Origin of the sequence: Legionella rowbothamii, assembly GCF_900639985.1 — a bacterium.
GTDB lineage: Bacteria > Pseudomonadota > Gammaproteobacteria > Legionellales > Legionellaceae > Legionella > Legionella rowbothamii.
The window spans coordinates 248,836-263,188 of the sequence record NZ_CAAAIM010000003.1; the positions used below are offsets into that span (position 1 = coordinate 248,836).

The window sequence follows — 14,353 nt, forward strand, 5'->3', positions numbered from 1 at the left end:
CCACATACAAGCAAGTGCAGATACAATGTTTTATTTCGAAGTCTGCTCCAACAATCCCTTCAACTTCTCATACTTGGCAGTTAGCTCTGCAATTATTTTTTCCGGTTGATGCTTCTGTAATTGCGCCTCTAATTGGCTGATTCCCTGTTTTAGTTTTTCTAATCGTTGAGCTAGGTCAGGAGACGGGCGGATTTCATATTCTTGAGTGAGTTGCTCATCAAGAGCGTGTTGTTCGCTTAAAAAAGTAGTAACTCCCTGGAGTTTGGCAACTCGGGTATCAATATCTTCTTTTAATTTTTGGAGAGTTTCTTTAGCATGAGTTACACGCTTCCTGCGTGTAACATGCTCATTGTGTTGTATTAACTTTCGGGAGGTAGAAGTATTTTTTTTGTCATCAAAAAAAATAGTCATTTCTAGCTCCCCAATTTTTAGTGTACAGTGATAAAGTTATTGTGAGTAGAGGAATCAGCTTGTTCCACTGTTTGTGGTACATCAGTTTGTACAATCTCAGATTGCTCCTCTTCACGAGTTACAATCTTTTGTGCATGTTCTTCTTGCTGAATTACTCGCTCAACAACTCTACTAAGGGAATCCTTCCCTATTTCTGCGACTAACTGGATTTGTTCATTAAATGATGCATCAACAAGAGCGTTTTGCTCCACTTGAACCACCTCATCTTGTTCCACGAGAGAAGAGAGAGTTGGTGCTATTTTTTTAGTAAGTTCTTCGAATTCTTCTTTACTGAAATTCGCATGAAGAACTGCTCGTACCAGCTGCTCTTTGAAATTTGCACTTTGCATCACTTCGTCTTCTGGTAACTGCTCAATCGCTGTGGTGGTCGTTAAGCTAGTTAATCTCTTCTCATATATTTTTTCCCGTGTTGGCGCCATGTTTGTTATTTCAGACTGATAAGTTGCCAGACGTTTCTCATTAAGTCCTACTGTTATCGCACTTCCTAAAGTGGCGGTGAACGCCAATCCAGCGCCAACGGCACCTAAAATCAATTCTGTGGCGCCCATAAAGGCAATTCCAAATGGCGCAAGCACACCAGATAGCACTAAAGCAAACCCGATTAAGGTAACTAGTGCTGCAACTGTTGTAAAAATACTACCTCTATTTCTGCGGAGGAACGATTGTTTATCCGCGGCATCTAATGCAGGGTTGTATAACCATGTAGAATACCATGAATCCAGTTTTGCGATATTCTGCTGGCGTTTGTTTTCTAAGGCTTCTTTAACGATAGTGAATTGAGATTCAGTTAGCTGCCAATCCTTTACCTTCGCTTCCTGTGCATCTAACCTCTTAACTATTTCGTTGTTATAAGGATATGGAGGTTGGTATCGATCATAAAGTTCTTTTAGGTTCGCAAGATTGAGTGATCCATTTTTAGTGAATAAACCGCAATCCTTTATTTGCTGGCCTAGAGCCTTAGATTTCAAAAAAAACAATAGGTATTCTAGGGCATCTTTAGCGTTGGACAATCCGGTCTCACCCATATCAAGCAGTTCCTCCGATGAAATTAATAACATTTCTCGGTCTTCAGGAGCGGCGGAGGTATTGCGAATAAGAGCTATAGACCATAGATTAGGATCGATTGTAGAGTAATCAAGGGATATTCCGCAGGTAATACCGTCATCATCATAATATGCTAAGCTAATATTTTGCTTATTGTCTTTATGAAAGTATGCCAGGCGATTCTCTTTACGATCAAGAAGACCAGCTGCTTGGTTTTGTTCAAAGCGAGGGTCTTGCAAAATATACATTTGTAGCGCTAAGGAGAAAAATGCTCCGGTTGCGTTACCTTGGTTATAGGCAAGCGATGTAGATGGGTCCATCCATTGAGATACATACTCTTCAAAGGTTCTATCATTAGTAGGGCAAAATTGATCGCGATTCAAGTCTTTGAGTACTTGTGACGTAAAATCAGAACTCAGAGTAGTATATTCATTAATAAATACCTCTTCAGTGGCATACAGCGTCTTCATTATAGGGTAGATTGCTTCCAGCATATCTATGTAATTTCCCACTAATTTTCTAACTTTAGGCATAATCGCACCACTTTTTTATTGGCTAATGGTCTAACTATACCATCAAAACCTTAACTGATCATTAAATGGGCACTATTATCTAGGTATTTGTTTGTAAGCTGTAGGTTGGGTGTTGTGGCAGTATGCACACCAACCTACGTGAATAATTTATTTTTCATAGGCTTCAGGTTTAGACTGATTTATTGGCGGGCAATGATATTCTGCAGAAATTTTATCATCATTATCAACCGCTTGTAGAATTACCGGGAACTGCCACAATGTGTGAAGATGTTTTAATACTGCCGGTGTTGTTTCTCCTAAGGGAACGCGATTTTGTTGGGTGTATCTTAAGGTCAGGGAGCGATCTCCTTGTAAATCTACCGAATACACTTGAATATCAGGCTCAAAAGTACCTAGGTTATATTGCCTGGATAATGCTTCTCTAATTTTTTGATAGCCGGCATCATCATGGATGGCATTAACATAGAGCTCGGGGCTACGGTCATCATCAACGATATGGAACAATTTTAAATCGCGAATTAATTTTGGTGATAAATATTGCGCAATAAAACTTTCATCTTTGTAGTTTCGCATGGCTGTATCCAGGCTTTTTAACCAGTCAGTATTTGCCAGGTAGGGGAACCATGCTTTATCTTCATCGGTAGGATTTTCGCAAATACGTTTGATGTCCTGCATCATATGATATCCCAAGGTATAGGGGTTAATCCCGCTGTAATACGGACTGTTATAAGAGGGTTGCATGATGACATTCGTATGGCTTTGTAATACTTCCAGCATAAATTCATCCGTGACTAAGCCTTCATCATACAGAGCGTGCAGCAGGGTATAATGCCAAAAGCAAGCCCAGCCTTCATTCATTACTTTAGTTTGTCCTTGAGGATAAAAATATTGCGCCATCTTACGAACAATACGCACGATTTCGCGTTGCCAGGGTTCAAGAAGTGGTGCATTTTTTTCGAAGAAGTATAAAATATTTTCCTGTGGCTCACTGGGGAAGCGTCTTTTTTTGCTCTTTTCCACTGCTTGTTTACTCTGCGGAATGGTTCTCCATAATTCATTGACTTGCGATTGCATGTAAATTTCGCGGTTTTGTTGGCGAATTTTTTCTTCTTGGATGGATAATGGTGCCGGATGTTTGTAGCGGTCGACACCGTAATTCATTACCGCATGGCAAGCATCCAATATCGATTCAACCTCATCAATACCATAACGTTCCTCACAATCAGCGATGTATTTTTTCGCAAAGACTAAATAATCAATAATGGCATCAGCAGAGGTCCACATTTTAAAAAGATAATTATTTTTAAAAAAAGAATTGTGACCATAGCAGGCATGCGCAATAACCAAGGCTTGCATAGCAATCGTATTTTCTTCCATTAAATAAGAAATACAGGGATTTGAATTAATAACCATTTCATAGGCCAAGCCCATTTGTCCACGCTTATAGCTTTTTTCTACACCCACGAAGTGTTTACCAAAAGACCAATGGTTGTATCCTATAGGCATACCCACTGAGGAGTAGGCATCCATCATTTGTTCTGCAGTAATAACCTCAATTTGATTAGGATAAGTATCCAGGCCAAAATCTTTAGCGATACGTGCAATTTCACGATCATAATCCTGGATTAATTCAAAGGTCCACTCAGCTCCGGTGGATATAGGCTTTTTATTTCTCATGCCGTTTTCCTTTTAAATAATTCGTGAAACACGGGATAAATATCTGCAACAGTATCTATGTTTTCCATCGCAAAATTAGGATATTGTTCCTTAACCAACTGATAAACTTCCCATAAACTTTGATGATGACGTGGCATAATTTCGATGTACGCAAAATACTGTAATAAAGGCATGATTTTATCTTGGAGCAATTCTTGACAATAAGGTGAATCAGCATTCCAGTTATCACCATCAGAGGCTTGGGCCACATAAATGTTCCAGGCCTCGGGGGGGTAGCGTACGTCAATAATGTGATTCAGTAATTCCAGCGCGCTCGAAACCACCGTGCCCCCTGTTTCCCGGGAATAAAAAAACTCTTCCTCATTGACTTCTTTTGCGGAGGTATGATGGCGGATAAAGACCAATTCGATTTTTTCATAATTTTTGGTGAGAAACATATACAACAAAATGAAAAAGCGTTTAGCTATATCTTTTTTTGCCTCATCCATAGATCCTGATACGTCCATAACGCAGAACATAACGGCTTGCGTGGAAGGAGAGGGAATCCGATGCCGGTAGTTGTAGCGGAGATCAATCGTGTCAATAAACGGCACAGCCTGGATTTTCTTTTTTAAATGTTCAATCTCAAGTTTTAATTCTTTAATAGCCATTGTATCGGGAACTGGCTCATCGAGTAACAACTCTAATCGCGTTTCAGCTGCTTTTAATTGGCGTTTATAAGGAGAAGCTAAGGCGATTCTTCGGCTGGTAGCCTGCTTCATGGAACGCAATACATTGATATTATTAGGAATTCCGCTAGTAGTTACCCCCGCTCGAACCGTTTTAAAGGTGCTAATACGAGCTAATTCCTTTTTTACTAAATCGGGTAATTCCAGATCTTCAAAATACAAATCGAGAAATTCTTCACGTGATAATTCAAAAACAAAATCATCTTCGCCTTCACCACTGTTACTGGCATCGCCATCCCCGCCGCCATCCCCGCTACCGCTCCCACTTGGCCTTTTAATGCGGTCACCACTAATAAAATTATCGTTTCCTGGTAAAACACGTTCTACGTGCCCACCTCTTCCTTGATGAAACCTGGGCTCGGAAATGTCTTTAGCCGGAATAGAAATCTGTTCGCCTTGATCAATTTCCGTAATGCTACGTTTGCCTACGGCATCGGAGACGGCTCTTTTTATTTGGTTCTTATAACGACGAAGAAAGCGTTGGCGATTTACCGTGCTTTTCTTCCCCGCATTTTGTCGTCTATCAATCAATTGCGACATGATTTAAACTCCGCGACCTAGGTGCCAAATTGTTCTCTCCTCTGCTTCAATGTTCTGCTTTATATTGCGCAGGCATTGGCCATTGTCACTGAGCCCCGCATTTTACTGCGGGGGATAGAGAAGAGGTTTATTGAGTCGTTTATTATTGTGATTTACGTACTCGTAAATACCATTCACAAAGCAGTCGTACCTGCTTGCGTGTATAGCCTTTCTCTATCATCCGAGAAATAAACTCCTCATGTTTTTTCTTGTCATCTTCAGATGCTTTGGCATTGAAGGAGATGACTGGCAGTAAATCCTCTGTGTTGGTAAACATTTTCTTTTCAATGACGGATCTTAATTTTTCATAACTATTCCACACTGGATTTTTACCGCGGTTATTTGCCCGTGCACGTAAAACAAAGTTCACTACTTCATTACGGAAGTCTTTAGGATTGGATATGCCTGCAGGTTTTTCTATTTTTTCTAGCTCTAAATTGAGTAAGCTGCGGTCAAAAATTTCTCCAGTGTCTGGATCGCGATAATCTTGGTCCTGTATCCAGAAATCGGCATAAGTAATGTAGCGATCGAAAATGTTTTGTCCATACTCAGAATAAGACTCTAAGTATGCAGTTTGAATTTCTTTACCGATAAACTCAACATACTTCGCAGCTAAATATTCTTTAATAAAGCCTAAATAGCTTTCTTGAACTTCTTGAGGAAATTGCTCTTGTTCGATTTGGCGTTCCAACACGTACATTAAATGTACGGGGTTCGCTGCAACTTCACTGTGATCAAAGTTGAATACTTTGGACAGTATTTTGAAGGCAAACCGTGTGGAAACCCCACTCATCCCTTCATCAACACCGGCAAAATCACGATATTCTTGATAGGATTTTGCTTTCGGATCGGTGTCTTTCAAGCTTTCACCATTATAGACACGCATTTTTGAATAAATACTGGAGTTTTGTGGTTCTTTCAAACGGGTTAATACTGAAAATTGAGCTAACATGTCCAATGTGCCTGGAGCGCAATGAGCTTGAGTTAATGAGCTGTTATCGATAAGTTTTTGATAAATCCGCGTTTCTTCAGTTACCCGTAAACAATAAGGTACTTTCACAATATTGATACGGTCAATAAAGGCTTCATTATTTTTATTGTTTCTAAAAGTTTGCCATTCGGATTCATTCGAGTGGGCTAAAATAATTCCTTCAAAGGGTATGGAGGATAAGCCCTCAGTGGCATTATAGTTACCTTCCTGAGTTGCTGTAAGCAAAGGATGCAGCACTTTAATCGGTGCTTTAAACATTTCCACAAACTCTAAAAGGCCGCGGTTGGCACGGCATAAGCCTCCAGAGAAGCTGTATGCATCCGGGTCATCTTGTGAAAACTCTTCTAATTTACGAATATCTACTTTTCCCACGAGCGATGAAATATCTTGGTTGTTCTCATCGCCAGGCTCGGTTTTGGCCACTGCAATTTGCTTTAAACGAGAAGGTTTGACTTTAACCACTCTGAATTTGCTAATGTCGCCATTGAATTCATGCAAGCGTTTTACGGCCCAAGGGGACATTAGGTAGCGTAAATGGCGAGCAGGAATACCAAAGCGTTCTTGCAGCAGTTCGGCGTCTTCAACTGGATTAAATAAGGATAAGGGGGATTCAAATACGGGGGAGCCTTTAATTGCATAAAAAGGAATATTTTCCATTAAATCTTTTAGCTTTTCTGCAATAGATGATTTACCACCGCCTACAGGGCCCAGTAGATAAAGTACTTGTTTGGTTTCCTCTAGGCCTTGGGCTGCATGTTTTAAGAAGCCAACGATTTGTTCGATTGGTTCCTCCATGCCATAGAAATCTTTAAATACGGTATATCGTGGGATAATTTTATTGGAAAAAATACGTGATAAGACCGGGTCGTGTCGTGTATCAACCATTTCTGGTTCGCCTATGGCCATCAATAAGCGTTCCGCTGGATTAGCATATGCTGACGGATCGTTTTTGCACAATTCTAGATACTCATCCAAGCCCATCTCTTCTTCTTTGTTGTCAACAAAGCGCTTGGTATAGCCGGCCAAAAAATCTTGAGTGTTCATGAGCCATCCCCTTAACTTATCCCTCAGCAGGATATAACGTGATTTCCGGTATCTCTGCTTCTTTTTATTTATTTTGCAAAGAAACTTCTTACATCAAGTATAGGCACTAATTTAAGTAGTTTTCCAGATAACTCAATAAACTTAAATGTTTTTTTATGTTTGGAATGCTAACTGCATTAATACAGCAATCGATTTTTGCATTCTCTGGCCTATAATTGACAAATATTTCTGTTGTTGTTCAACGCTTTTTTGCGATGTACTCATTGATTTATAGAAAACTTTAGGTAATTCTTATCCACAATTCGCGTTTTAAGGGAAAATGATGACCACTTCAGACAGTACCATTTATTTAAAAAACTATCAGGCACCTTTGTTTGCAGTCGATACTGTAGATTTAAATTTCGATTTATATGATGATCATGCTTTAGTGAGCAGTGAGCTTAAATTAACGCGCCAACACGCAGGTGCCTTGCATTTATATGGTGAAGAGCTTGAATTAGTGAGCTTACACCTGAATGGTCAGCAATTAGAAGCATCTGGGTATCAGTTAACTGAGGATGGGTTAATCATTGAACATTGCCCTGATGAAGTGATGCTAAAGATTGTTACCCGTATTTACCCACAAAATAATACGCAATTATCCGGGCTTTATCGTTCTAACCATTTATTTTGTACTCAATGTGAGGCAGAAGGTTTTCGCCGGATTACCTATTTCCTCGACCGTCCTGATGTATTAGCCACTTATACCACACGTATTTCTGCTGATAAACAGCAGTATCCAACACTATTATCCAATGGAAATTTAATTGATTCCGGGGATGAGGGGAATGGGCGGCATTGGGTGGTATGGCAGGATCCTTTTAAGAAGCCCTCTTATCTGTTTGCATTGGTTGCTGGCAATTTAGCACAGATTAGCGATCAATTTGTTACCTGTTCTGGAAGAACCATTGATTTACACATCTATGTTGAGCCTGGTAATGAAGATAAATGTGGACATGCAATGGAGTCTTTAAAAAAATCCATGCGTTGGGATGAGGAAGTTTATGGTCGCGAATACGATTTGGATATTTTCATGATCGTGGCGGTAAGCGACTTTAATATGGGGGCAATGGAGAATAAGGGCTTAAATATATTTAATTCTAAATACATTTTAGCTCGTCCTGATACGGCAACTGATCAAGATTTTGCCGATGTTGAAGGGGTTGTCGCGCACGAGTATTTTCATAACTGGACCGGGAATCGTGTTACTTGCCGTGACTGGTTCCAATTAAGTTTGAAAGAAGGATTGACGGTTTTTCGCGATCAAGAGTTTTCCCGTGATATGAATTCACGTGATGTGAACCGAATTACCGATGTGAAGGTCTTACGTAGCAGCCAATTTCCAGAGGATGCCAGCTCCATGGCTCATCCGGTAAGACCAGAGTCTTATCAAGAAATCAATAATTTTTATACCGCGACAGTTTATAATAAGGGGGCGGAAGTTATCCGCATGCAGCATACTTTATTAGGTAAAGAGCGCTATCGCAAAGGCATGGATTTATATTTTGAAAGGCATGATGGCCAGGCGGTAACAATTGATGATTTTGTTGCTGCAATGGAAGATGCTAATGGTGTTGATTTAACGCAATTCAAACGCTGGTATAGCCAAGCTGGGACGCCAGAGGTTAAGGTAAGTAGTCATTATGAGGAAGGGCAGTTGACCCTTAAAATGATACAAACTTGTCCTGCAACTCCAGAATGCAAGGATAAAAAGCCATTCCATATCCCTATTCGTATGGCTTTATTTGATGCTGCCGGGCAATTAATGCCAATTGAGCATGAACTTCTCGAGTTAAAAGAGACAGAGCAAAGCTTTAGCTTTAGCGGATTGCCTGAAAAGCCAGTAATTTCTTTATTACGTGAATTTTCTGCTCCCATTAAGTTGAAACATGAACTCAGTTGCGATGAGCTGATTTTCTTAGTGCGCTATGAAACTGATGGTTATGCAAAATGGGATGCTGCACAACGCTTAGTGTTAAATTGTATGAGTGAGTGCTTAAATTCATCCGAAGATAAGTGGCAGGTATCCGAGGCTTTAATTGCTGCATTAAGATATGTGTTACTCGATGACTCTTTAGATGCCGATTTGAGAGCTGAATTGCTCATGCCTCCTGGTTTTGAAGAGGTGGCGGCACTATTAGAGGCTGTAGATGTAACTAAGGTAGAAGCCGTTCGGGATTATTTCCGTACGCAATTGGGAACGCATTTATATGTTGAAATCCAATCGCTCTATCAACAATTGTGGCAGGCGGAAGATCATCGCATGGATGGCCCAGCCTATGGTCGTAGGAAGTTACGTAACGTATGCTTGTGGCTAATGATGAAGGCGAATGAGATGGCTGCGATTGATGCCTGCCAGCAACAATTTCTTCATGCCAAAACCATGACAGATCAAATCGCGAGCTTTGCACAATTGGTTAGTTGCTCCAACCACAAAATGCGCGAACAGGCGGTTAATGATTTTTATCAGCAATGGTCTAAGGACGAGCTCGTCTTGGATAAATGGTTTGCTATCCAGGCCGCCAGTGAACTTCCAAATGCTTTAGAGCAGGTGCGAAAATTGTTAACGCACCCAGATTTTAGTATAAAAAATCCTAATAAAGCACGCTCAGTAATTGGGGCATTTTGTATGGCTAATCCACGTAATTTCCATGCCCCTGATGGCAGCGGCTATCAGTTTTTAGCAGAGATGCTGCTGACTTTGGATAATCTTAACCCGCAAATTGCTGCTCGGATGGCCAGCCCATTCACACGCTGGCAGCGCTATGATAAGCCACGCCAAATGCTAATGCGCCAACAGCTCGAGCACTTAGCCAAACAGTCTTTATCTCGTGATTTGGCAGAAGTAGTATCTAAAAGCTTAGTGGCAGAAATAAAATAACGTAGCTGGCAACGAAAAGGGTAGACTGGACTGAAAAGCCCAGTCTACCATTAAGTAGGCTTGCCGATGGGGCAATCATTAGTATAAATTAGAAACTGTGGCCGAATTAGCGGAGTGTAATACGGAATCTGATACCTGTTTCCTATTCTAAATTAAACGATTTTAACTCTTTTACAATCTGCCCTTGTGAATCAGCAATCCCCACTCCAATGGCAAATGCCGTAGCACGGACATGAAGTTGATGATTTTTAGCAAATTGAGGGATTAATTTTTGTAATTGATTATACAATTGCACACTTTCATATTTATTCAAATGATCCGCAGTAAACACGGAAAAATGAGGCTTATAATAATTTAAAACTGTAGGGCTACCATATTGATTAAATAGAATTTGTCGCTCTACATCGCGAGTTGCCCATACAGGAATGCGGGCTTCCTTATCACGTAAGTGCGATAATGCTTCTAAAGCTTTGTTGCTTAACCCTTGTATTTGTGGAACATTGGTTACTGAAAGCATAACATAGCCATTAGGAGACGGTAGCAGGCGTGAGGTAAGAAGAGGTATTTGCTTTGCTTGTTTTGCTAAATTTGCTGTACGTTTAATAATATTAGGAATTTGGGCCTCATTATAATTAGCCATGTATAAGGTGAGATGCAAAGGGCTTTTTTCAATATGGGGCGTGATTTGATACGTATCAAAAACCTGTTCCTGGGTTAAAAATTGGTTAAAGTCTTTAATCAGTGTTGCCACATCATTGTCTGGTTTCAATTTAAGATAAACATTAATTGATTGACTGCCTGCGATGGATGTACTAGCAATAACAGAACAGATTAAGAGGAGGGTGTAGTGTTTCAGCGTTTTGCAGTGATGGGTAATCCGATACATCATAGTTTATCTCCAATAATTCATCAGTATTTCGCAAAGCAAGCAGGTATTCAACTTACCTATGCAAAAATTAAAGCAGATGAACAGTCCTTTGAACAGCAGCTAACGGATTTTTTTCACCAGCAAGGGCGGGGTGTTAACGTTACTTTACCATTTAAGCAGCGCGCTTTCCTGGTGGCTCAGCAGGTTACAGAACGTTGTAAGCAAGCAGGGGCGGCCAATACTTTATGGATGAATGACAATCAATTGCACGCGGATAATACGGATGGGGTGGGTTTAATTCGTGATTTACACCATTATATTAATTTGCCAGACAAGCGTGTAGCCATATTAGGTGCAGGGGGGGCGGCTCGAGGAATAATTCATCCTTTATTACAAAACAAGCTCGCTGAATTAGTTATTGTAAATCGCACGCCAGCCAAAGGCATGGAGCTGCAACGATTATTCCCAGAAATCCAAGTGCAGAGCATTAATCAGCTAAGCGGGGCTTTTGATTTAATCATCAATGCAACCTCTGCAAGTCTAGCGGGGGAGTTGCCCTCTTTGCCACAAGAATGCCTTATAGAAAAACCATTTTGCTATGACTTATCCTATAAAAAACAAGAAGGTACCGCTTTTGTGCATTATGCAAAAGAGGCTGGGTGTGAAGCTGTTGATGGCTTAGGAATGCTAGTCGAACAAGCCGCAGAGGCATTTCTTATTTGGCATGGGTTTAAACCAGACACCCAAACAGTGCTAAAACAATTAAGAACATAAAAACAATGTCACCTGGTTGCTTCCAACCAGGTGTGATGCCACATGCTATTCAAAAAAATTAACAACCGTCTTCGCATTATTAATTGTATCTTGAAAACCTAATTCAAGCAGTTCCCGTGTAAATTCACGTTCAAATAACAGGAAGCTTAAGAGATCTCCTGAATGGTTTTTAGCCCCTAAAACATTCAGCAAATACCGCAGTAATACAGGCAATGAAGTAAAATGGGCCTGCGCAATCGAAGCCACATCTTTACTCGGACGTAAATGCACCGTATTTATTGGTCTCCACGGAGAGTAGCGCTTCTTCCACATGGATAAGAGCATGGCGATTTCATTCATGCGATTAACCATTTCAATATCACGATCAAGGTTATCCAAAAACAAACCATTCAGCATACTACCAAGAATATGTGCAAAAGGAATGTCACTATGTTTAGCGGGCTCATCGATATCTGCAAAAGTCGGCAATGCCCGAGTACCTAAAATCATAATCTTATCCACTTCAAAACGAATTGCCCCACGCAGGGGTGATACTAAGCCAACGCTCCCATCGCCATAATGAAATCCATCCAAAGGTATTGTTGGAAAGAATAAGGGTAAGGCACTGGAGGCTAAAATATGTTCCGCTTTGATTTCGGTCCGTTGACTGCTGTGTCGTGGATAATGCCAATCAGTAAAATCTGGACTATTGTGTGCATAAAAAGAAATGGTCTGGTTGGTTTGATAGCAGTTGCTAATGATTTCCAAGGTATTAAGATGTCCCTCACTGATGTTTTTTGCAATGCGAGAAAAATCCATTGTTTCTTCAATAAGTTCTTTTAATGGCGTGGTATCCAGTAAATGCCCGGTTTCCCGCTGTTTTATAATTAAAGTGCTGACATTACGCATCACCGATTTACCCAGCTCGTAATTGCTCGCTTTATAGATTTGCTGACAATGGATTTCACTCCAAAGCATTTCTAATTTGTCTAATGCTCTGGGGAAGTCGTCCGCATTCTCCGCAAGAACAACCGCATTAATACTGCCCACGCTAACACCACTGATCAGACTAAATGGCAGTTGTTTAACTTGTAAAATATGGCCAATCGCTTTAAGAACACCCGCCTGATATGCACCACGGGCACCACCACCTGCTAGATAAAGGGCTTTTTTAGCCGTCATATTATTTTTGCTACTGTTAATGATTTCTAAGAGAAAATATAGTTGAGATCGCAGTCGATTAGCAAGCATCATCAGATTTTCTTAAGTTTTTATTGCTATATTAAAAATGAATAAAGTTATTTTTAGGTGAGCTATGGGAGCGGAGGAGAGTAGGGCTGCTATTTCGGTCGAACAAGCAAACGATTTGTTAATCCAAATGCAAGCACCAGTACTTTACGATATAAAAAAGCCTACAGTTTCTGTGCCTCTTTTGAAAAGGATTCCTTTTGTCTCGCAATTTGTTAAAAATGCTAGTGAATTAGGGGAGCAGGCAATACATGTGGGAAATTCATTCACTGAAATACCCGGTCTGAAGGCACCTAGTCATCTTAACCATGGATTTCATTGGGGCGGAGCTGCTTTAGCCGCGCTGGATTTTCTTCTTATTCCCATGATTTATTTGTCATCCTATATTTATGGCGAGAAAGTTCCCTTTACCTTAAATAATAATGCGCGTTGGATGTATTCAGGCGTATTGCTTGGTCTTACCCTTACCTCTATTTTAGTGCCTGCAGCAGCAACACCAATTGGTCTTGTTCTTGGTGGGGTAAGCATGGGCTTAAGCTCCTTTTTATTGGGTAAAGCCATTTACGAACGCTATCATTTAGGAAAAGAAAGAAGAGCGTTGGCTACCGAAATCGTCAAGGCTGAAGGGGAAATGTCTCTACTTCAAGAGCAGGCGAATCTATTGCAGGAATCTCTTGCTCAGGCCACAGCTACGGAAGAACAAAAAGCGCTTTGTGCACAGATTGATGTCTTGAAAAAGCAATATGATGAGCAAAAAAATAAAATAACAGGGTTAAAGGAACGAGAAGTAGTCGTTAATGAAAAAATCAAAAAATTGGAATTCATCCATATTTTGGATAAAGGGCTTGGTGTTGGTTTTGCCTCCCTAGCGATGGTAGGTTTAGTTTTGTCTTTATTTTTTCCCGCAGTTGGTTTTCCAATATTGGCAGGAGTTGGAGTGGCGAGTGCTGCTTATATTGCCGCTCGCATCGTTGGTCCTATACTTCGTGATGCCGGAAACTGGGTTATGGATAAGTTACGCAATGTCTTGGGAAATAGTGAAGCAGAAAAAAAAGATGCACGGGGTTTAGAAAATACATTGGAACCTACAAATGTGAATATGGCGCAGGAGAGCGAGTCTCTTGGTGAAACCCCAAATGCAGAATTAAATTCAACTGGTGCTATGTTAGAGCATCTTCTAGGGACGCGAGAAGCAGTTATTGCCAGCCTGAGCCATGAGCAAACAACTGCTCTGGCTGATGATTTATTGAATGCTGAAGAGGATATTGCTATTGATGAACAGGTTATAGCTCATAACACTCATGTTGGTGAGCCTGAGGAAGACTCAGAGGATACTGAGCGAGAAGGAGACTCTAATCGTGATGGTGATTCTGAAGGAAGGAATGCATCAAATGGTGAAGAAGAAAACCGATTTGCCTCTTTTTAGGAACAGGTTACCAACCTTCTTGCCATAAGACGCATTGCAAAAAGTAAAAAATTATTTTAAGTTTAAATATT

At 40.5% G+C, this 14,353-nt stretch carries 10 protein-coding genes; 3 read left to right on the forward strand and 7 right to left on the reverse strand.

What is annotated here, in order from left to right; translation table 11 throughout:
- Positions 1–30: 30 nt before the first annotated feature.
- The 5 genes from E1P08_RS07820 to E1P08_RS07840 form a co-directional block, all read right to left on the reverse strand.
- Entirely contained in the window at positions 31–411 is a 381-nt protein-coding gene (locus E1P08_RS07820) for a hypothetical protein (protein WP_133136473.1), read from the reverse strand.
- A gap of 17 nt (positions 412–428) precedes the next feature.
- Complete coding sequence (locus E1P08_RS07825) at positions 429–2,048, reverse strand: hypothetical protein (RefSeq protein ID WP_133136474.1); 1,620 nt, start codon at positions 2,046–2,048, stop codon at positions 429–431.
- Between the two features lie 147 nt (positions 2,049–2,195).
- Positions 2,196–3,725, reverse strand: a complete 1,530-nt coding sequence (locus E1P08_RS07830) for a SpoVR family protein (RefSeq protein WP_133136475.1) — start codon at positions 3,723–3,725, stop codon at positions 2,196–2,198.
- On the reverse strand, positions 3,722–4,993 hold the full coding sequence (locus E1P08_RS07835; RefSeq protein WP_133136476.1) for a YeaH/YhbH family protein: 1,272 nt from the start codon (positions 4,991–4,993) through the stop codon (positions 3,722–3,724). The genes E1P08_RS07830 and E1P08_RS07835 overlap by 4 nt, the downstream gene beginning before the upstream one ends.
- Positions 4,994–5,135: 142 nt before the next feature.
- A complete protein-coding gene (locus E1P08_RS07840; RefSeq protein ID WP_133136477.1) occupies positions 5,136–7,067 on the reverse strand; it encodes a PrkA family serine protein kinase in 1,932 nt (643 codons plus the stop codon).
- 322 nt (positions 7,068–7,389) lie between these two features.
- Between E1P08_RS07840 and pepN the strand changes: the two genes are divergently transcribed.
- Complete coding sequence (pepN, locus tag E1P08_RS07845; protein ID WP_133136528.1) at positions 7,390–9,987, forward strand: aminopeptidase N; 2,598 nt, start codon at positions 7,390–7,392, stop codon at positions 9,985–9,987.
- Between the two features lie 142 nt (positions 9,988–10,129).
- Here the strand turns inward: pepN and E1P08_RS07850 are convergent, their stop codons facing one another.
- On the reverse strand, positions 10,130–10,876 hold the full coding sequence (locus E1P08_RS07850; RefSeq protein WP_242602406.1) for a hypothetical protein: 747 nt from the start codon (positions 10,874–10,876) through the stop codon (positions 10,130–10,132).
- On the opposite strand from E1P08_RS07850, the gene aroE reads away from it, so the two are divergent.
- A complete protein-coding gene (aroE, locus tag E1P08_RS07855; protein WP_133136478.1) occupies positions 10,835–11,629 on the forward strand; it encodes a shikimate dehydrogenase in 795 nt (264 codons plus the stop codon). The two genes, E1P08_RS07850 and aroE, sit on opposite strands and share 42 nt — an antisense overlap.
- A 45-nt stretch (positions 11,630–11,674) precedes the next feature.
- On the opposite strand, the gene E1P08_RS07860 is transcribed toward aroE, so the two are convergent.
- The gene (locus tag E1P08_RS07860; RefSeq protein ID WP_133136479.1) at positions 11,675–12,790 is read right to left on the reverse strand and encodes a patatin-like phospholipase family protein; all 1,116 of its coding nucleotides are present in this window, start codon (positions 12,788–12,790) and stop codon (positions 11,675–11,677) included.
- A gap of 133 nt (positions 12,791–12,923) precedes the next feature.
- Between E1P08_RS07860 and E1P08_RS07865 the strand changes: the two genes are divergently transcribed.
- Positions 12,924–14,282: a PspA/IM30 family protein gene (locus E1P08_RS07865; protein WP_133136480.1), complete on the forward strand. Its 1,359-nt coding sequence runs from the start codon at positions 12,924–12,926 to the stop codon at positions 14,280–14,282.
- Positions 14,283–14,353: the final 71 nt, after the last annotated feature.

Coding starts and splice junctions, on each gene's coding strand:
- E1P08_RS07820 (WP_133136473.1), bottom strand. CDS start 411: ATGACTATTTTTTTTGATGACAAAAAAAATACTTCTACCTCCCGAAAG.
- E1P08_RS07860 (WP_133136479.1), bottom strand. CDS start 12,790: ATGACGGCTAAAAAAGCCCTTTATCTAGCAGGTGGTGGTGCCCGTGGT.
- E1P08_RS07865 (WP_133136480.1), top strand. CDS start 12,924: ATGGGAGCGGAGGAGAGTAGGGCTGCTATTTCGGTCGAACAAGCAAAC.
- pepN (WP_133136528.1), top strand. CDS start 7,390: ATGACCACTTCAGACAGTACCATTTATTTAAAAAACTATCAGGCACCT.
- E1P08_RS07830 (WP_133136475.1), bottom strand. CDS start 3,725: ATGAGAAATAAAAAGCCTATATCCACCGGAGCTGAGTGGACCTTTGAA.
- E1P08_RS07835 (WP_133136476.1), bottom strand. CDS start 4,993: ATGTCGCAATTGATTGATAGACGACAAAATGCGGGGAAGAAAAGCACG.
- E1P08_RS07825 (WP_133136474.1), bottom strand. CDS start 2,048: ATGCCTAAAGTTAGAAAATTAGTGGGAAATTACATAGATATGCTGGAA.
- E1P08_RS07840 (WP_133136477.1), bottom strand. CDS start 7,067: ATGAACACTCAAGATTTTTTGGCCGGCTATACCAAGCGCTTTGTTGAC.
- E1P08_RS07850 (WP_242602406.1), bottom strand. CDS start 10,876: ATGATGTATCGGATTACCCATCACTGCAAAACGCTGAAACACTACACC.